Raw genomic sequence first — 18,100 nt, 5'->3', positions numbered from 1 at the left:
AAGCCGGTCCCTTCGACGCAGTGTTGCACCACCAAACGCCCATGGGCATTTGGCAACTTCGGCTAACACGATGCGCAATCGGATGGCTGACGTACCGACACAACTTTTTCCATAATAAGCTGATGAACGTCTCGTTGAAGCGTCTGCTTCGCAACCGTTCTGTCTGGTCATGGAAAAGGAAGGCCAAATGCGCTTCACCATTAAGGCACAACTACTGATTACGTTTCTGGCGATCTTCGCGCTGGCATCCACCGCAACGCTTGTTGCAATCAACAAGATCACCCTGCTCGATGATCGTTTCGCTCTGTTTGTTGAGCGGGAGCAGAAAGACCTGCAATTGATCGATAGCATCGGCACCACCGAGCTGGCCCTGCGAACAACCGTCGCAGAAATCCTGATCTCTCTGCCTTATCCGGACCCTGAGCGCATGCAACGGCTGCAAGACAAGATCGTTACCCTCAGCGACGTGTTAACCGCAGAATTAACCGAGTTCATCGGACGTCTGAAAGATGAGGACAACAAAGCGCAGGTCGAACAGCTTTTGGTCGAACACACCAAGCTGATGAAGATTAACCGCAGCCTCATCAAGCTAGAACTGGCTGGAAAAGGGGATTCTGCGAACAGCATGTTCCATGGTGCCGCCGCAAACATCACCGACCGCCTGCTGACCCTTGCCGACGAAGTGCATTCGATCACTAACGAACGATCACAATTGGCTATCTCCAAACTGCATGCGCAAACCACAAAGATTCGAACACAACTTATCATGCTGACTGCGGCAATGCTGCTGATAGGGATCATTTCTGCGACGGTTGTCATCCTGTCGATTGGACGCGGCATGAAGAAAGCCATTGCGCAAGCAAGCCGCGTTGCCGAAGGCGACCTGCGTGAGACCACACAGATCACCCGCAACAACGAATTCAGCGACCTTCTGCGGGCCCAGAACAGCATGATCGAGCGTCTGCGCGAGGTTGTGACTAGCGTGAATGAAGCCGCCCGCTATGTGGCCTCGGGATCGAACCAGATGGCCAAGACCTCTGAATCGCTGGCCAGCGGTGCGAATGATCAGGCCGTCTCGACCGAGCGCGTCTCGGCTGCGGTTGAACAGATGTCCGCCAACATCGCCAGCACCTCGGAAAACGCCTCGACCACTGAGGGCATCGCCAAGCAATCGGCCACCGAGGCCAGCCAGTCCGGCGCTGCCGTATCCGAGGCTTTGGGCGCCATGCGGACCATCGCGGATCGCATCATGATCGTGCAGGAAATCGCCCGCCAAACCGACCTGCTGGCCCTGAACGCCGCCGTTGAGGCTGCCCGCGCGGGCGAGCATGGTCGCGGCTTCGCGGTGGTTGCGTCGGAAATCCGTAAGCTGGCAGAAAACACCCAGAAGGCCGCAACCGAGATTTCAAACCTGTCGGGCAACACTGTGGCTTCGGCCAAGGCAGCGGGCGAGCGTCTGCAAAGCCTGCTGCCCAACATCGAGGAAACCTCGTCGCTGGTCACCCAGATCAGCAGCGCCTCGCGAGAGTTGGCGACCGGTTCGAACCAGATCAATGAATCGTTGCAATCGCTGGACCGGATCACGCAGGAAAACAGCTCTGCCTCAGAAGAGATGTCTTCAGCGGCGACCGAGCTGTCCAGTCAGGCGCAGGCTCTGGCCGAGTCCATGTCGTTCTTCCTGCTGAATCTGGATACGGATGTGGTGATCATGGCGGGTGCCAATGATCCGATGGAGCCACTGCAAATTGAAGCGGATGAGGCGACGTTGGACGCGCTAACAAAGGCGAACACCTCGGGTGATATAGCACCAGATTGGGACACCCCTGCGCCAAGCGGGACGAAAGACCAAAAGAAGATTACTTTCAATCTGGAAGACTAACGAAAAAGGGGGCCAACGCGGCCCCCTTTGGTTTTCAAAGCTTTCCGGACAGGAACAGGTCCAGATCCTCTAACCGGTCTTGACCCCAGAACTTCTCGGTCCCGTCCACGATGTAGAAGGGCGATCCGAAGACCCCCAGCCCGACCGCCTCTTCCAGATTGGCAGCGTATTGTTCGGCCCCGACCAGCAGACCGCTGTTGGCCAGATTGGGATCAAAACCCGCCTCGCTCAACGCGGCGCGGATCACCTCATCATCAGCGATGTCTTTCTCTTCGGCCCAAGTGGCACGCAGGATCGCATGGACCAGCGCCCCCACATCGCCGCCGCCCGCTTTCTGCGCCGCGATAATCGCATAGCTGGAGGGGGCTGCATTGGTGGGCCAGAACGCAGGACGCAAATTCAGCGCCATGCCCGCCTTTTTCGCCTGACGGGGCAACTCCTGCGCCCGATAGTCCATGCGGCTGGGGTGACGCTCGGATGGCTTGGTGCCGCCCGTGCGCGGGAACAGCGACATGATATCCATCGGCTTGTAAGTGATCCCTGCCCCATGACGGGTGGCGATTTCCTCCAGACGTTGTCCTGCCAGATAGGCATAGGGTGAAAGGGTTGTGAAAAAGTAGTCTATCTGCGGCATCTTCCGCCTCTCCCATAGCGATTTCTTGGCCTTCTGTTAGGCCCGTGTTAAGCGGTGCGCACGTCACGAATCCGTCACAACCCGCGCAAGGACGTCCCCCCATGCCCGCACTCACAGAACCTAAACTGATTACCGGCAATTCCAATAAGCCGCTGGCAAATTCAATCGCCCGCCGGATGTCGATGCACCGTGGAATGAATGTCGGCTTGGTCGACGCACGGGTCGAACGCTTTAACGATGCCGAAATTTTCGTTGAGGTCTTCGAGAACGTCCGCGGTGAGGACATGTTCATCATCCAGTCGACCTCGAAGCCGGCGAACGACCACCTAATGGAACTGCTGATCATGGCAGACGCGCTGCAGCGCTCGTCGGCTGGTCGTATCACCGCAGTGATCCCCTACTTCGGCTATGCCCGTCAGGACCGCCGCACCAAAGCACGTACCCCCATCAGCGCCAAGCTGGTCGCCAACATGCTGACCCGCGCCGGGATCGAGCGTGTGCTGACCATGGACCTGCACGCCGCGCAGATTCAGGGCTTCTTCGACATTCCCGTAGACAACCTCTACGCCGCACCGATCTTCGCGCTGGATATCCAGCACCACTTTGGCGACATGGATGACGTAATGATCATTTCGCCCGACGTTGGTGGTGTGGCCCGCGCCCGCGAACTGGCAAAGCGTATCAACGCACCGCTGGCAATCGTGGACAAGCGCCGCGAAAAGCCCGGTGAAGTGGCTGAGATGACCGTCATTGGTGACGTGACCGGCAAGCGCTGCATCATCGTAGACGACCTTTGCGACACCGCTGGCACTCTGTGCAAAGCAGCCGAGGTTCTAATGGACGCAGGCGCGACCGAAGTTCACAGCTACATCACACACGGTGTTATGTCGGGCCCCGCGGTCGAGCGTGTGACCAACTCGGTCATGAAGAGCCTTGTGATCACCGACACCATCGAGCCCACCCAAGCAATTCTGGACTGCCCGAACATCCGCGTTGTTCCCACCGCGCCTGTCTTCGCGCAGGGTATCCTGAACATCTGGAATGGCACTTCGGTATCGTCGCTGTTCGAGACCGAGACTCTGGTCCCGATCTACGAAGGCTTCTACAGCAAGGGCTGATAGATTACGCGGCTGGCGGCTTTAATAGAGCTGCCAGTCGTCCTCATGGGGCAAGCTGCCAATCGCCTGCCACGCGGCCCGCGCACGGGCCACACGGGTGTCTCCCCACGTGCGGAACACCAGATCGAAACCGGTCTCGGTCACAGCTTCAGCAACAATTTCAATCCGCGCATTCGCCCCCTCGGCCACGTCCCAGAGGGACAGTCCTACGTGCACTGATGGCGGTTCTTGGAAGGCTTCGGAAAAGACGATCTTCTTGCGGGATTCACGGGGGCCTTCCCCACGCCACATGGGTCCGTCGTCCTCAAAATCCGAGAACATGGGGACGTCGCCAGAATCAACGCCGATCTGAAATGTCTTCAATCTCTTCATGTAAGCCAGACTTACCGAAATTTATCGCAGGGTGAACACCCTCTTTACGTCAATAATACGACAAAGGCCCGCTGTCATCTGATCAGCGGGCCTCCGTAATTCGTTATTCAGTTCTGAACCTTAGTCCATCCGGTCGATCAGATGGACCAGATCGGCAACAAAGCGTTCCAGACCGTGGCGTTCTTCGTCCTCGGCAGCCTGTTCCATCCGGTCACGTGCCTCTTCGAGGATCGCTTCCAGATCGGGACGGGCAACGTCAGCCGCTGCGAACGCACGCTCGGCAATCACCGAAACCGACTGCGCCGAGATTTCAACGAACCCGTGGGTTACGACGAAATCCTGTGCGCCGCCTTCCAGCTCCGCCCGGAGAAAACCGGGACGGAGGGTGGTCAGCATCGGCTCGTGGCCGGGACCCGCGGTCAGTTCGCCCTCGGAGCCGGGGATCAGCACTTCGCTAGCCAGACCCGACGCCAAAGAACGCTCGGGGCAAACCAGATCGAATTGGACCATATCAGCCATTCAGGGCCTCCTTACAGCAGGTTGGTTAGGCAGCAGCTGCCAGCTTCTCGGCTTTCGCGATCACTTCGTCGATGTCGCCAACCATGTAGAAGGCGGCTTCGGGCAGGTGGTCGTATTCGCCAGCAACAACCGCTTTGAACGACGCGATGGTCTTTTCCAGCGGAACCTGAACGCCGTCCGAGCCGGTGAACACTTTTGCCACGTCGAAGGGCTGCGACAGGAAGCGCTGGATCTTACGCGCACGCTGAACGGTCAGCTTATCTTCTTCGCTCAGTTCGTCCATGCCAAGGATGGCGATGATGTCCTGCAGCGACTTGTAGCGCTGAAGGATGTTCTGAACGTCACGAGCTACCTGGTAGTGCTCTTCACCAACGATCGAGGGATCAAGGATACGCGACGAGCTGTCCAGCGGGTCAACCGCGGGATAGATGCCCAGTTCCGAGATCGCACGCGACAGAACGGTGGTTGCGTCGAGGTGTGCGAAGGTGGTTGCAGGTGCGGGGTCGGTAAGGTCGTCCGCGGGAACGTAGACGGCCTGGATCGAGGTGATCGAACCCTGCTTGGTCGAAGTGATGCGTTCCTGCATCGCGCCCATGTCGGTCGCCAGAGTCGGCTGGTAGCCCACAGCGGAAGGAATACGGCCGAGCAGAGCCGACACTTCCGAGCCTGCCTGAGTGAAGCGGAAGATGTTGTCCACGAAGAACAGAACGTCGGTACCCGACTGGTCGCGGAACTGTTCCGCCAGAGTCAGACCGGTCAGAGCAACACGTGCACGGGCTCCCGGAGGCTCGTTCATCTGACCGTAAACCAGGGCCACCTGCGATTCCGACAGGTTGTCCGGCTTAATAACGTTCGATTCGATCATCTCGTGGTACAGGTCGTTACCTTCACGGGTACGTTCACCAACACCTGCGAACACCGAGAAACCCGAGTGTACTTTTGCGATGTTGTTGATCAGTTCCATGATCAGAACGGTTTTGCCCACGCCGGCGCCGCCGAACAGACCGATCTTACCACCCTTCGAGTAGGGCGCCAGCAGGTCGATAACCTTGATGCCGGTGACCAGAATTTCCGAAGCGGTCGACTGCTCGATGAACTCGGGAGCAGGCTGGTGGATCGCACGGGTTTCGGTTGCTTCCAGGGGGCCTTTTTCGTCGATGGGCTCGCCCACAACGTTGATGATACGGCCCAGAGTCGCGTTACCGACGGGAACCGAGATCGGGTTGCCCATGTCGGTCACTTTCTGACCGCGGACCAGACCTTCGGTACCGTCCATCGCGATGGTACGTACGGTGTTTTCGCCCAGGTGCTGAGCAACTTCCAGCACCAGACGCTTGCCATTGTTGTCCGTCTCGAGCGAGTTCAGAATTGCCGGAAGGCTGTCTTCGAACTGCACGTCAACGACGGCGCCGATGACCTGCGTAATTTTGCCGACTGCATTTGCCATGTCGTTGTTTCTCCGATTTCTTAGAGCGCTTCCGCGCCCGAGATAATTTCGATCAGCTCGTTGGTAATCACGGCCTGACGCGAGCGGTTGTATTCGATGGTCAGACGATCGATCATGTCGCCCGCGTTGCGGGTCGCGTTATCCATCGCCGACATACGAGCACCTTGCTCGGACGCGCCGTTTTCCAGAAGAGCCGCAAAGATCTGGGTTGCCACACCACGGGGCAGCAGGTCGGCCAGAATGGCCTCTTCGCTGGGTTCGTAGTCGTACAGGGTTCCCTCCCCTTCGCCAGCTGCTTCGAACTGGGCGGGGATGATCTGTTGTGCGGTCGGGATCTGCGCGATCACCGACTGGAACTGAGCGTAGAAAATGGTGGCTACGTCGAACTCACCGGCGTCGAAACGGGCCAGTACGTCCTTCGCGATTGCCTGAGCATTGTCATAGCCCACGCGCTTAACCTCGGAGAGGTCCACGTGGCCAATGAAAAGCTCGCCCAAATCACGCTTGAGCTGTTCGCGGCCTTTCTTGCCAACGGTCAGGATCTTGACCGTCTTGCCAGCTTTGATCAGTTCGTTGGCCTTAGTGCGGGCCAGTTTCACGATCGAGCTGTTGAAGCCGCCGCAAAGACCACGCTCGGCGGTCATTACGATAAGCAGTTGTACCTGGTCCGAACCGGTCCCCGACAGAAGTCGGGGCGCAGTGTCGGAACCACCAACCGATGCAGCAAGGCTACCCAAGACAGCATTGAAACGCTCCGAATAGGGGCGCGCTGCCTCGGCTGCATCCTGTGCCCGCCGCAGTTTTGCGGCGGCCACCATCTGCATGGCCTTGGTGATCTTCCGCGTGGATTTCACGCTCGAGATCCGGTTTTTAAGGTCCTTAAGGCTTGGCATTCTCCAGTCCTTTCAGGGCTCAGGCGAAGTTTTTGGCGTATTCGTCGAGAACCGCTTTGATCTTGTCCGCTGCATCACCCTTGATCTTGGGATCTTCGTTGGTGATCCAGTCCAGCAGATCTTTCTTCTGGGTGCGCAGGAACTTCAGCAGACCGGCTTCGTAGCGGCCAACATCTTTCACAGCGACTTTGTCCAGGTAACCCTGAGTACCGGCGAAGATCACGCAGACGATTTCTGCGTTGGTCAGCGGTGCGTACTGGGGCTGCTTCATCAGCTCGGTCAGACGTGCGCCACGGTTCAGCAGCTTCTGGGTTGCGGCGTCGAGGTCCGAGCCGAACTGAGCAAATGCTGCCATTTCGCGGTACTGAGCCAGTTCCAGCTTAACCGGACCTGCAACAGTTTTCATCGCGTTGGTCTGAGCCGACGAACCCACACGCGAAACCGACAGACCGGTGTTCACAGCGGGACGGATGCCCTGGTAGAACAGGTCGGTTTCGAGGAAGATCTGACCGTCGGTGATCGAGATCACGTTGGTCGGAATAAACGCCGAAACGTCGCCGCCCTGGGTTTCAATGATCGGCAGAGCGGTCAGCGAGCCAGCACCGTGGTCGTCGCCCATCTTCGCCGAACGCTCCAGCAGACGCGAGTGGAGGTAGAAAACGTCGCCGGGGTAAGCTTCACGGCCCGGGGGACGGCGCAGCAGCAGCGACATCTGACGGTACGAAACAGCCTGCTTCGACAGGTCATCGTAGATGATCAGGGCGTGCTTGCCGTTGTCACGGAAGTATTCAGCCATTGCGGTTGCGGCGTAGGGCGCCAGGAACTGCATGGGTGCGGGGTCCGAAGCGGTCGCGGCAACAACGATCGAGTATTCAATCGCGCCGGTTTCTTCCAGCTTCTTCACCAGCTGAGCAACGGTCGAACGCTTCTGACCGACTGCAACGTAGATGCAGTACAGTTTCTTGCTGTCGTCGCCGCCAGCTGCGTCGTTGTACGACTTCTGGTTCAGGATCGCGTCCAGAGCAACGGCAGTTTTACCGGTCTGACGGTCGCCAATGATCAGCTCGCGCTGGCCACGGCCGATCGGGATCATCGCGTCAACCGACTTCAGGCCGGTTGCCATCGGCTCGTGAACCGACTTACGGGGAATGATGCCCGGTGCTTTGCTGTCAGCGATACGACGCTCGCTGAATACGATGGGGCCTTTGCCGTCCAGGGGGTTACCCAGACCATCAACAACGCGACCCAGCAGACCTTCGCCCGCGGGAACGTCCACGATCGAGTTGGTGCGCTTTACGGTGTCGCCTTCTTTAATGTCACGGTCCGAACCGAAGATAACAACACCAACGTTGTCGCTCTCGAGGTTCAGCGCCATGCCCTGAATGCCACCGGGGAATTCGACCATTTCACCGGCCTGAACGTTGTCGAGGCCATGCACACGCGCAATACCGTCACCGACGGAAAGCACGCGGCCAACCTCGGCCACTTCGGCGTCTTGGCCAAAGTTCTTGATCTGCTCCTTTAGGATCGCAGAAATTTCGGCTGCTTGGATACCCATTTATCCGACCTCTTTCATTGCATTCTGTAGGGCGCTGAGCTTGGAGCGGATCGACGTGTCGATCATCTTCGAGCCCACCTTAACAACGAGACCGCCGATGAGTGTTTCATCAACAGCGGCGTTAACTTTCACAGTCTTGCCGACGCTCTCTTTCAGAGCCTCTGCAAGCTTGTCTTTCTGCGCCTGGGTCAGCTCGGTTGCGCTGACAACTTCGGCGGTCACTTCACCTTTATGCGCGGCGATTTTCTCGCGCAGGGCGGTCACCAGCTGGGGCAGCACGAACAGACGACGCTTGGACGCCATCAGTGCGAGCGTGTTTGCGACCGTTGCGCTGAGGCCCATTTTGCTGGCCACGGCGCTGATCGCAGCACTTTGCTGCTCACGCGAGTATACGGGGTTGCTGATCAGATCACGCAGGTCTGCACTTTCATCAAGTGCAGCAGCCAGCGCATCGACGTCGTTCTCGACGGCGTCCAGTGCGCTGGTTTCGATCGCGAGACCGAATACGGCAGAGGCATAGCGTTGTGCAATGCCCAGGGAAATCGAAGCTGGTTCGGACACGTCCACCCTTCCGATATTCTGGCCCCGACCCATCCGTTACCGGCCGATCGGGGGCGTTTACGCCCCAAAGGGAAATCCTAGGGCATCGAAATCGCGCAGGACTTAGCAGAGGGTTCGCCACCTAGCAACTATCGATCACGCAAATAGTGATCGGTTTGGCGCTAGCATTTACACGGAAGGGCAAATTTACTGTGCAAGGTGCTACCCCTTGCCGCATTCACCGCGACGAAAGTCTGAAAAAGATGATTCTGTGATTCACGCCGGTTTGACTTCGGGCTGCGCCAGCCCCCCCAGCACCGTCGACGACCGAGAGGTCAGCGTTTGACCCAGACCGGTCGGCATACGCGAATGCTTCGTCGCCTCGACAATCAGAACGCCCGCTGACAGGGGACCGGCCAGCTTTTTGCCGACCTGCTCGATCATCGCGCCCGTGCGCAGCCAGAACCGCTGGTGCGAGGGCGGCTGGTATAGAACCGCCGAGCTGCGCTCGACCTGAAAGCCGCTGCGGACAAGTTGCGCGTTCAACTGACTGTTGGAATAGGGCCGACCAAAGCCGAACGGCGTCGCATCACGGCGCGACCAGACCCCTGCGCGGTTCGGCACGATAAAGACAGCGCTGCCCCCCGGCCCCAAAACCCGCGCGGCCTCTTCCAACACCAGCGCAGGCTGTTCGGACGTCTCAAGGCCGTGCATAAGGACCAATTTATCCACGTGACCGGTCTCAACGGGCCAATTGGCTTCTTCGCACAGAACGCTGACGTTGGGCATGCCCGCGGGCCACGCCATCACACCTTGCGGGCCGGGCATCAATCCGGTGACGCGGCGGGCCTCATGCAAATAGGGACGCAGCAGCGGCACGGCAAAGCCATAGCCCAAGACGGACTGGCCCTTTGCTTCGGGCCAATAGGTCAGCAACTCATTACGTATGACACGCTGCGCGGCGCGCCCCAAGGCGCTGCGGTAATAGAAGTTGCGCAGGTCTTGCACATCCAGATGCATTGCGCCTTTGGATCCCTTCGGCCACTCTCTTACCCAGACAATAGCAACGAATACCGGAAACGCCATGCCCCTTGAGATTGTGATCGTCCCCTGCCTCAGCGACAACTACGCCTATCTGGCGCACGACAGCCAATCGGGACAGACCGCAGTGGTCGATGTCCCTGACGCGGCCCCGATCATCGAGGCCCTGAATACGCGGGGCTGGAAGGCCGACCACGTTCTGCTAACCCATCACCACTGGGACCATGTAGACGGGCTACCCGATCTGCGAGCAGCCTTCCCCGATCTGAAGGTCACTGGTGCCAAGGCAGACGCCCACCGCCTGCCCGATCTGGATTTGGCGGTTTCCGAAGGGGACAGCATTTCCGTCGGGGGCGAGACCGGCAGCGTTCTGGACGTCTCGGGTCACACGGTCGGCCACATCGCCTTTTACTTTGCAGGCGCCAAGGCGCTGTTTTCCGCCGACAGCCTGATGGCCCTTGGCTGCGGCCGCATCTTTGAAGGCACCCCGCCCATGATGTGGCAGAGCCTGTCCAAGATGGCAGCCCTTCCGCCGGAAACTCTGATCTATTCAGGGCACGAATACACCGAATCCAACGCCCGTTTTGCCCTGACCATTGAACCCGAGAACGCAGACCTTATCTCTCGGGCAGCCCAGATCCGCGCTTTACGGGAACAGGGCGAACCCACAGTGCCCGCGACTTTGGCCACCGAGCTGGCGACAAATCCTTTTTTGCGGGCGCATCACGCCGAAGTGAAAGAAGCAGTTGGCATGGCAAATGCACCAGATGACCTAGTGTTTGCTGAGGTTCGCGCCCGAAAGGATAGCTTTTGATACCGCCTAAAGGGGGAGCGTCACCCCTCTTTTCGTCGCTTTAAATCAAGTTTTCTCTTGAAGACCCGCGTGGATCGACCAAACTTTAACTTATACAGGCCACGGTTGGTTGGGGCCTCGGGCCCCTCTGACCCCCGATCAGAAGGAGCACCCTCGTGCCTTCATTCTCGAATACGCTCGAACAGGCGATCCATTCCGCACTGGCGCTGGCGAACGCACGCGCGCATGAATTTGCGACATTGGAACACCTGCTACTGGCCTTGGTGGACGAACCCGATGCGGCCCGCGTCATGCGTGCCTGCAATGTGGACATCGAAGACCTGCGGCGTTCGCTGCTTGATTATATTGACGAAGACCTTGCAAACCTTGTCACTGAAATCGACGGCTCTGAAGCTGTGCCCACCGCTGCATTCCAGCGCGTGATCCAGCGGGCGGCGATCCACGTCCAGTCCTCGGGCCGGACCGAAGTGACCGGCGCCAACGTTCTGGTCGCCATCTTTGCCGAACGCGAATCAAATGCGGCCTACTTCCTGCAAGAGCAGGACATGACCCGCTACGACGCTGTGAATTTCATCGCTCATGGTGTGGCCAAGAACCCCGCCTTCGGCGAAAGCCGCCCCGTTCAGGGCGCGACCGAAGAGGAAGAGGCGCAGAACGTCGAACCTACCGGCCCCAATCCGTCCGAAAACCGCGAATCCGCGCTGGCGAAATACTGTGTCGATCTGAACGAAAAGTCGCGTAAGGGCGACATTGACCCCCTGATCGGCCGCGCCGAAGAGGTTGAGCGCTGCATTCAGGTGCTTTGCCGCCGCCGCAAGAACAACCCGCTTCTGGTCGGTGATCCCGGTGTGGGCAAGACCGCCATCGCCGAAGGTCTGGCGCGCAAGATCATCAAGGGCCAGACCCCTGATGTGCTGAAAAACACCGTCATCTACTCGCTCGACATGGGCGCACTGCTGGCGGGCACCCGCTATCGTGGTGACTTTGAAGAACGCCTGAAGGCCGTGGTCACCGAACTGGAAGATCACCCTGATGCGGTTCTCTTCATCGATGAGATTCACACTGTGATCGGCGCAGGCGCGACCTCTGGCGGGGCGATGGATGCCTCGAACCTGCTGAAGCCCGCGCTTCAGGGCGGCAAGCTGCGCACCATGGGCAGCACCACGTATAAAGAGTTCCGTCAACACTTCGAAAAGGACCGCGCCCTGAGCCGCCGTTTCCAGAAGATCGACGTGAACGAGCCCACCGTCGAAGACGCGGTCAAGATCCTTCAGGGTCTGAAACCCTACTTCGAAGAGCATCACGACATCCGCTACACCGCGGACGCGATCAAAACCGCTGTCGAACTGTCGGCCCGCTACATCAACGACCGCAAGCTGCCCGACAAAGCCATCGACGTGATCGATGAGGCTGGCGCGGCACAGCACCTGCTGCCCGACTCCAAGCGCCGCAAGACCATCGGCGTCAAAGAGATCGAAGCCGTGGTGGCCAAGATCGCGCGCATCCCCCCGAAAAACGTCAGCAAGGACGACGCAGAGGTCCTCAAGGATCTGGAAGCATCGCTCAAGCGAGTGGTCTTTGGTCAGGACGATGCCATCGTGGCCCTGTCCAGCGCGATCAAACTGTCCCGCGCGGGTCTGCGCGAACCGGACAAGCCCATCGGCAACTACCTGTTCGCTGGCCCCACGGGTGTCGGCAAGACCGAGGTGGCCAAACAGCTGGCCGACCAACTGGGCGTGAAACTGCTGCGCTTTGACATGTCTGAATACATGGAAAAGCACGCGGTCAGCCGTCTGATCGGTGCCCCTCCGGGCTATGTGGGCTTTGACCAAGGTGGTCTGTTGACCGATGGCGTTGACCAGCATCCGCACTGCGTATTGCTGCTGGACGAGATCGAGAAAGCGCACCCCGACGTCTACAACATCCTGCTGCAGGTGATGGACCACGGCACGCTGACCGATCATAACGGGCGCACGGTGGACTTCCGCAATGTGGTGCTGATCATGACCTCGAACGCGGGCGCGTCCGAGCAGGCGAAAGCGGCCATCGGCTTTGGTCGTGACCGCCGCGAAGGCGAAGACACTGCCGCGATCGAACGCACCTTCACGCCGGAATTCCGCAACCGTCTGGACGCGGTGATCAGCTTCGGTCCGCTGCCGAAAGAGGTGATCCTGCAGGTGGTCGAAAAGTTCGTCCTGCAATTGGAAGCTCAGCTGATGGACCGCAACGTCCACATCGAGCTGAGCCCGGCAGCCGCCGAATGGATCGCCGACAAGGGTTACGACGACAAGATGGGCGCCCGTCCCCTTGGCCGCGTGATCCAGGAACACCTGAAGAAACCGCTGGCCGAGGAACTGCTGTTCGGCAAGCTGGCAAAGGGCGGTATCGTCAATGTCAGCGTCGAGAATGGCGAACTGAAACTGGAGATCAACGGCCCCGACAGCAAACGCATCGAGGCTGGCAAAAAGCCCCCTCTTCTGACGGCAAACTAAGTATGACAAAAACGACCTTCGCCCTCGCCGCACTGGCGGGGGCGTTTCCGTGTGTAACCAGTGCGCTGGACTTGCAACTTCCCCTCGACTGCACCTTGGGCGAGACCTGCTATATCCAGCAATATGTTGATCACGATCCCTCAGAGGGGTCGTCGGATTACGCCTGCGGCGCGCTCAGCTATGACGGGCACAAGGGCACAGATTTCTCGGTCAAAACCTTCGACAAGATGGAAGCTGGCGTGAATGTGCTGGCGGCTTCGGCAGGTGTCGTACGCGCTGTGCGGGATGGAATGCCGGACACAGGACGCGACGGGATTTCAGCGGCGCAGCTGGACGGCCGTGAATGCGGCAACGGGCTGGCAATCGATCACGGCGATGGCTGGGAAACCCAGTACTGCCATCTGAAACGCGGCAGCGTGAAGGTGCAGAAGGGTGACGTGGTGAATACCGGCGACGTGTTGGGAGAGGTCGGTTTTTCCGGCAACACCCAGTTCCCCCACGTTCACCTCTCGGTCCGCAAGGATGGCGCTGTGGTGGACCCCTTCCGCCCCGAAAAGCTGAACTCCTGCGGCGATGCAGAGCGGCCCCTGTGGGAGGCGGACATCGCCTATACCCCTGCGGGTGTGATTGATGTGGGTTTCGACACCGAAATCCCCGCCTACAACACAATCAAGCAAGGCCATGGCGACGCAGAGCTTCGCGCTGACGCGCCGATTGTCTTCTGGGCTTTCGCCTATGGTGCCCTGCCCGGTGACATCATGGTCCTGCGCATTTACGGCCCCGAAGGCGAGGTTGTGCGAAGCGAGGTCACGATCGACAAGCAGCAGGCGCAGTTCTTCCGCGCGGCGGGCCGCAAAGCCCCCGGTGGCGGCTGGCGCTCTGGCGGGTACGAAGGCGATGTGACCCTGATCCGGCATGGAAAGGTTCTGGCACAGCAGGCACAAACCATTCGCGTGCCGTAATCCTTACTTTTCGGTGAACTTCAGCTCGATCCTGCGGTTTTGCGCCCGCGCTTCGGCAGTATTGGCAGAGTTCACCGGCTGGTATTCCCCAAAGCCATTGGCCGACAGGCGGTCCGCCGGAATGCCCAAGGTGCTGACCATATAGCGCACTACAGACAGGGCACGCGCTTGGCTTAGCTCCCAGTTGTCCGCGAATTCCCCTGTCCCGCTGAGCGGGATATTATCGGTGTGACCATCCACGCGCATGATCCAGCTCACATCGGCAGGGATTTCACCGACCACCGATTTCAGGATGCCAGCGACCTTGGCGATCTCGGTCTGGCCGGCTTCAGACAGATCCGCGCTGCCTTGGTCAAACAGCACCTCGGACGAGAAGACAAAGCGGTCCCCCACAATCTGGACCCCGTCCTGCGCCCCCAGAAGATCACGCAAACGCCCGAAAAAGTCCGAGCGGTATTTCTCAAGTTCTTTGGTCTCGGCGGTCAGGCGGGCGGCTTCGGCCTCAAGACGCTTACGCTCGGCCTCTTCCAATTCACGGCGGCGGCGTTCTTCGGCAGCGGCACGGGCTAGCGCGGCGTTCAAGTCCGACCCCAACGATTCCAGCTGCACCTGAGAGGCCGCATCCCGTGCCGTCGCATCATCCAGCAGACTTTGAAGTTGGCCCAATTGCGTGCGCAAGGCCCCCAATTGCTGGTTCAACAAAGTCACGCGGCGCTGCGCCTCGGCGCTTTCGGCCTCTTTGTCCGACAGGGCGCTATTGGCAGCAGCCAGAAGGGCGGCACGCTGCTCAGCCTCGGTCAATTGGCCGGTCAAGGCCGCCTCTGCCTCTTGCTGTGCGGCCAAAGCGGCAGCCAGTTGTTCTTCCAGCGCGGCAGAGGCATCCTCGGCCTGCGCGGCACGATCCTCGGCGGCTGAACGGGCGGTCAAGGCCGCGGCCAGTTGATCATCCAGCGACAGACCTGCATCGCGCAATTCTTTCAGTTGCGCAGCGGTGTCCTGTTGAGCGGCCAGCGCGGCGGCCAGTTCTTCCTCAAGCGTGCCGACTTTTTCGGCCACAGCCTGCGCCTCTTGTTGTGCGGCAAGGGCGTTGGCCAGCTTTTGCTGTAGCTGCTCTCGGCTCAGAACCTCGCCTTGAGTGTCAGCCTGAAGCCCCGCCAGTTCTTGCTGCAAGGCATCGCGGGCCAGAACGACTGTGGCAAGCTGCTGGTTCAGGTCCTTTTGCACCGCCTCGGCGGCAGCCAGTTTGGTCAGGGTTTCTTCGGCCCGCTTACGCTGCTCTTCCAGCGCAAGTGTCATGGCGGTCAGTTCGGCGTCAGCGTTTTGCAGACGTTCACGCAGGGCCTTTGCGGCCTCTGCCTCGGCCAGACGAGCGGCCTCTTCGTCAGTCAGGGCCTGCGCTTGCTCGGCGTTCTTGGTGCGCAATTCCTCGGTCAGCGCCTCTAGCGCCTCACGGCGGGCAGCGGCCAGACGGGCAGCCTCTTCCTGCGCGGAAATCTCATCGCGGGCCTGCGCCAGCGCGGTATTCAGGGCCTCTTGCGCGGTCAAAAGTTCGGTCTTTTCCCCTTCAAGCGAAGACACATTCGACAGGGCATCATCGCGCTGCGCAATCAGTGCCGCGACCTGCGCTTCAAAACCGGTGATCTTTGCCTGCGCCTCGGACAAGGCCGTTTGCTGCGCGGCGGTCTGGGCCAAAAGGCTTTCGATCTGTGACTGGTTGTCCGCCAGTGTGGCGTTCAGCGTGGAAACCTCGGCCTCAAGCCCATCTGCCCGCGTCTGCGAAAGCCCCAGCGCGCGGGCCAGTTCCGCGACCTCAAGGTTCAAGGTGTCCAATTCGCTTTCCTGCCCCGAGATCGTCTCGGTCAGGACCGATTGCACCACCATGAAGATGGTCAGCACGAACATCAGAACCAGCAAAAGGCCGGTCATCGCATCCACAAAACCCGGCCAGATCGAGCTTTGGAACCGTTGTCCCGTGCGGCGCGAGAGGGCCATGGATCAGTCCTCTTCGGGGTGGCGGCGCAGGCGGGTTGCCGCCCCGAGATCTGCCGAGCCCAAACGCTGCACGGCGCGGGTCAAGGCAGCGATATCGGTGCGCAGCTCGGCCATGGTTTCCTGACGGCCAGCGGCCAGATCCTCAAGGATATGCAGCAGTTGCACATCGATCGAGCGCAGGCGCATCTTGGCCTCGGCGTCGAATTCGCCGCCTTCGCCGGAACTCTGGTTCTGTCCCTGCCCGATGGCGACCTGCATCGTTTCGACCAGTTGCTCCTGACCGGACGCCACCTTTTGCAGGGCATAGATCATTTCGCTGTTATCGACTTGCGCGATCTTGTCGGTCATCCGGTCCAAGGTGCGGCCCAGATGTTCCAACTGACCATCCAGCGTTGCGCGACCACTTTCGGCCTGCACCAGTGCGACCTGCATGGATTCCATCTGCTCGGCCATATTCTCAAGCACCTGCACCATGGCCGATTGCTCGGGCGAGCTACCGTCGCCGTCGCCCACATAGCCAAGACGGGTGATCGAGGTCAGCCACTCTTCAAGCTCGCGGTAGAAACGGTTCTGGCCGTGGCCGGCGAACAGCTCCATCAGACCGACGACCAGCGATCCGGCCAGACCTAGAAGCGAGCTGGAAAACGCCGTGCCCATACCGCCAAGCTGCGCCTCAAGGCCAGTCATCAGCTTGCCGAACATCGCAGCGCCATTGTCCCCTTCACCGGGGGCAAGGCTGCGGATCGTTTCGACCACCGCAGGCACCGTGGTGGCCAGACCGTAGAATGTGCCCAGAAGGCCAAGGAAGATCAGCAGGTTCACCACATAGCGGGTGATCTCGCGGGCTTCATCGATACGGGTCGCCAGACTGTCCAGAATCGATTGCGCCGAGCTGGAGCTGATCTTCATGCGCCGCCCGCGTGACCGCAGCAGGGCGGCCAGCGGCTTTAGAAGGCGCGGCGGACGGGTATGTTCATGGCCCGGATTGTCGGCGGCAAACCCTTCGATCCACCGCACGGACGAGATAAGCTGCCCCACCTGCCAGAAGCAGGCGATGACGCCGAACACAAAGACCATTGCGATCACGCCATTCAGCCAAGGGTTCGCGAAGAACAACGGCAGAACGACCGAGTAGGCCAGAAACCCGCCCGCGCCGGTCAGGCCCATCACCAGAACCATCAGAAAAATTTGCCGGATCGGCTGCGAAAAATGCGGCTCTGCCTCGCGTGCCATTCGAGACGCCCCCTGCCCCGTTAACTATTCAGGTCAGCATAAGCCCTTGTAGGCCAGACGCAATCTTTATCCCAAAATCTCGCGGACGCGGCCTTCCAGCCAGTTCAAATCCGCGTCCGAGACCCCCATCTGCCGCAGGTGTGCCGCGGTATTATAGAGGTATTCGGAATTGGGGCCGCGCATCCCGACGGCATTCGCGATCATCTGCGCCTGCTTTTCCAAGGGCAGCTTTCCGCAATACTGGCGGTGTTCGGGATCAATGATGTAGGTCACCGCCTCAACCTCGCGCCCATCGGACAGGTTCACAGGCAGGTGCCGCTCAAGATAGGCCGAGGTGACCAACTCACGCTCGCGCAAGTAGGCCAGCACCTTTTCTTCTTCACCGTGGTGAACGCGCAGGGCCAGACCATCGCACAGGGCATCGGGTTGCGCATCCAGCGCCAGCACCAGACCGTTACGCTCATACGTCCCCCGATGAGTGACCGAGAGCATACAGAACGACCGCGCATAGCCTTGCAACGTGGCCAGATGGGACTCGGCCACATCAAAGCCGGGGTTCCAAAGCAGCGATCCGTATCCGAATACCCACATCGTCATTGCGCTGGT

Annotated in this window: 16 protein-coding genes; 5 read left to right on the top strand and 11 right to left on the bottom strand. The window is 59.8% G+C overall.

Translation table 11 applies throughout. The features are described 5' to 3' along the window. Positions 1-187: 187 nt before the first annotated feature. Positions 188-1,879: a methyl-accepting chemotaxis protein gene (locus tag CLV74_RS22740; RefSeq protein ID WP_170107975.1), complete on the top strand. Its 1,692-nt coding sequence runs from the start codon at positions 188-190 to the stop codon at positions 1,877-1,879. A gap of 34 nt (positions 1,880-1,913) precedes the next feature. Here CLV74_RS22740 and CLV74_RS04065 read toward each other — a convergent pair whose 3' ends face one another. Beyond that, positions 1,914-2,513 (bottom strand): 2-hydroxychromene-2-carboxylate isomerase, encoded by a 600-nt coding sequence (locus CLV74_RS04065; protein WP_106262937.1) that lies wholly within the window; start codon positions 2,511-2,513, stop codon positions 1,914-1,916. Positions 2,514-2,614: 101 nt separating this feature from the next. On the opposite strand from CLV74_RS04065, the gene CLV74_RS04060 reads away from it, so the two are divergent. Continuing rightward, positions 2,615-3,631, top strand: a complete 1,017-nt coding sequence (locus CLV74_RS04060) for a ribose-phosphate pyrophosphokinase (protein WP_106262936.1) — start codon at positions 2,615-2,617, stop codon at positions 3,629-3,631. A 21-nt stretch (positions 3,632-3,652) separates the two neighbouring features. Here the strand turns inward: CLV74_RS04060 and CLV74_RS04055 are convergent, their stop codons facing one another. From CLV74_RS04055 to CLV74_RS04025, 7 genes are all read right to left on the bottom strand, one after another. Beyond that, positions 3,653-4,003: an H-type lectin domain-containing protein gene (locus CLV74_RS04055; protein ID WP_106262935.1), complete on the bottom strand. Its 351-nt coding sequence runs from the start codon at positions 4,001-4,003 to the stop codon at positions 3,653-3,655. A gap of 120 nt (positions 4,004-4,123) precedes the next feature. Further along, a complete protein-coding gene (gene atpC, locus CLV74_RS04050; protein ID WP_106262934.1) occupies positions 4,124-4,522 on the bottom strand; it encodes an ATP synthase F1 subunit epsilon in 399 nt (132 codons plus the stop codon). A 25-nt stretch (positions 4,523-4,547) separates the two neighbouring features. Beyond that, entirely contained in the window at positions 4,548-5,969 is a 1,422-nt protein-coding gene (atpD, locus tag CLV74_RS04045) for a F0F1 ATP synthase subunit beta (RefSeq protein ID WP_106262933.1), read from the bottom strand. Positions 5,970-5,989: 20 nt separating this feature from the next. Beyond that, the gene (locus CLV74_RS04040; protein ID WP_106262932.1) at positions 5,990-6,862 is read right to left on the bottom strand and encodes a F0F1 ATP synthase subunit gamma; all 873 of its coding nucleotides are present in this window, start codon (positions 6,860-6,862) and stop codon (positions 5,990-5,992) included. 19 nt (positions 6,863-6,881) lie between these two features. Then, on the bottom strand, positions 6,882-8,420 hold the full coding sequence (atpA, locus tag CLV74_RS04035; RefSeq protein WP_106262931.1) for a F0F1 ATP synthase subunit alpha: 1,539 nt from the start codon (positions 8,418-8,420) through the stop codon (positions 6,882-6,884). Next, positions 8,421-8,981 carry a F0F1 ATP synthase subunit delta gene (locus CLV74_RS04030; protein WP_106262930.1) on the bottom strand — a complete coding sequence of 187 codons (561 nt, stop codon included), beginning with the start codon at positions 8,979-8,981 and terminating at the stop codon, positions 8,421-8,423. Positions 8,982-9,236: 255 nt separating this feature from the next. Beyond that, positions 9,237-9,980 carry a class I SAM-dependent methyltransferase gene (locus tag CLV74_RS04025; protein ID WP_106262929.1) on the bottom strand — a complete coding sequence of 248 codons (744 nt, stop codon included), beginning with the start codon at positions 9,978-9,980 and terminating at the stop codon, positions 9,237-9,239. Between the two features lie 64 nt (positions 9,981-10,044). On the opposite strand from CLV74_RS04025, the gene gloB reads away from it, so the two are divergent. From gloB to CLV74_RS04010, 3 genes are all read left to right on the top strand, one after another. Then, positions 10,045-10,815 carry a hydroxyacylglutathione hydrolase gene (gene gloB, locus CLV74_RS04020; protein WP_106262928.1) on the top strand — a complete coding sequence of 257 codons (771 nt, stop codon included), beginning with the start codon at positions 10,045-10,047 and terminating at the stop codon, positions 10,813-10,815. 155 nt (positions 10,816-10,970) lie between these two features. Further along, entirely contained in the window at positions 10,971-13,307 is a 2,337-nt protein-coding gene (clpA, locus tag CLV74_RS04015) for an ATP-dependent Clp protease ATP-binding subunit ClpA (RefSeq protein ID WP_106262927.1), read from the top strand. Between the two features lie 2 nt (positions 13,308-13,309). Beyond that, the gene (locus CLV74_RS04010) at positions 13,310-14,269 is read left to right on the top strand and encodes a M23 family metallopeptidase (protein WP_106262926.1); all 960 of its coding nucleotides are present in this window, start codon (positions 13,310-13,312) and stop codon (positions 14,267-14,269) included. A 3-nt stretch (positions 14,270-14,272) separates the two neighbouring features. Here the strand turns inward: CLV74_RS04010 and CLV74_RS04005 are convergent, their stop codons facing one another. The 3 genes from CLV74_RS04005 to CLV74_RS03995 form a co-directional block, all read right to left on the bottom strand. Then, positions 14,273-16,261, bottom strand: a complete 1,989-nt coding sequence (locus CLV74_RS04005; protein WP_106262925.1) for a peptidoglycan -binding protein — start codon at positions 16,259-16,261, stop codon at positions 14,273-14,275. A gap of 3 nt (positions 16,262-16,264) precedes the next feature. Then, positions 16,265-17,494: an ABC-2 transporter permease gene (locus CLV74_RS04000; RefSeq protein WP_106262924.1), complete on the bottom strand. Its 1,230-nt coding sequence runs from the start codon at positions 17,492-17,494 to the stop codon at positions 16,265-16,267. 66 nt (positions 17,495-17,560) lie between these two features. Then, positions 17,561-18,091, bottom strand: a complete 531-nt coding sequence (locus tag CLV74_RS03995; RefSeq protein ID WP_106262923.1) for a gamma-glutamylcyclotransferase — start codon at positions 18,089-18,091, stop codon at positions 17,561-17,563. Positions 18,092-18,100: the final 9 nt, after the last annotated feature.

Source organism: Donghicola tyrosinivorans, from assembly GCF_003003355.1.
Taxonomy (GTDB): Bacteria; Pseudomonadota; Alphaproteobacteria; order Rhodobacterales; family Rhodobacteraceae; genus Donghicola; species Donghicola tyrosinivorans.
This window is presented reverse-complemented; position numbering and strand designations above follow the sequence as displayed.

Coding starts and splice junctions, on each gene's coding strand:
- CLV74_RS22740 (WP_170107975.1), top strand. CDS start 188: ATGCGCTTCACCATTAAGGCACAACTACTGATTACGTTTCTGGCGATC.
- CLV74_RS04065 (WP_106262937.1), bottom strand. CDS start 2,513: ATGCCGCAGATAGACTACTTTTTCACAACCCTTTCACCCTATGCCTAT.
- CLV74_RS04060 (WP_106262936.1), top strand. CDS start 2,615: ATGCCCGCACTCACAGAACCTAAACTGATTACCGGCAATTCCAATAAG.
- CLV74_RS04055 (WP_106262935.1), bottom strand. CDS start 4,003: ATGAAGAGATTGAAGACATTTCAGATCGGCGTTGATTCTGGCGACGTC.
- atpC (WP_106262934.1), bottom strand. CDS start 4,522: ATGGCTGATATGGTCCAATTCGATCTGGTTTGCCCCGAGCGTTCTTTG.
- atpD (WP_106262933.1), bottom strand. CDS start 5,969: ATGGCAAATGCAGTCGGCAAAATTACGCAGGTCATCGGCGCCGTCGTT.
- CLV74_RS04040 (WP_106262932.1), bottom strand. CDS start 6,862: ATGCCAAGCCTTAAGGACCTTAAAAACCGGATCTCGAGCGTGAAATCC.
- atpA (WP_106262931.1), bottom strand. CDS start 8,420: ATGGGTATCCAAGCAGCCGAAATTTCTGCGATCCTAAAGGAGCAGATC.
- CLV74_RS04025 (WP_106262929.1), bottom strand. CDS start 9,980: ATGCATCTGGATGTGCAAGACCTGCGCAACTTCTATTACCGCAGCGCC.
- gloB (WP_106262928.1), top strand. CDS start 10,045: ATGCCCCTTGAGATTGTGATCGTCCCCTGCCTCAGCGACAACTACGCC.
- CLV74_RS04010 (WP_106262926.1), top strand. CDS start 13,310: ATGACAAAAACGACCTTCGCCCTCGCCGCACTGGCGGGGGCGTTTCCG.
- CLV74_RS04005 (WP_106262925.1), bottom strand. CDS start 16,261: ATGGCCCTCTCGCGCCGCACGGGACAACGGTTCCAAAGCTCGATCTGG.
- CLV74_RS04000 (WP_106262924.1), bottom strand. CDS start 17,494: ATGGCACGCGAGGCAGAGCCGCATTTTTCGCAGCCGATCCGGCAAATT.
- CLV74_RS03995 (WP_106262923.1), bottom strand. CDS start 18,091: ATGACGATGTGGGTATTCGGATACGGATCGCTGCTTTGGAACCCCGGC.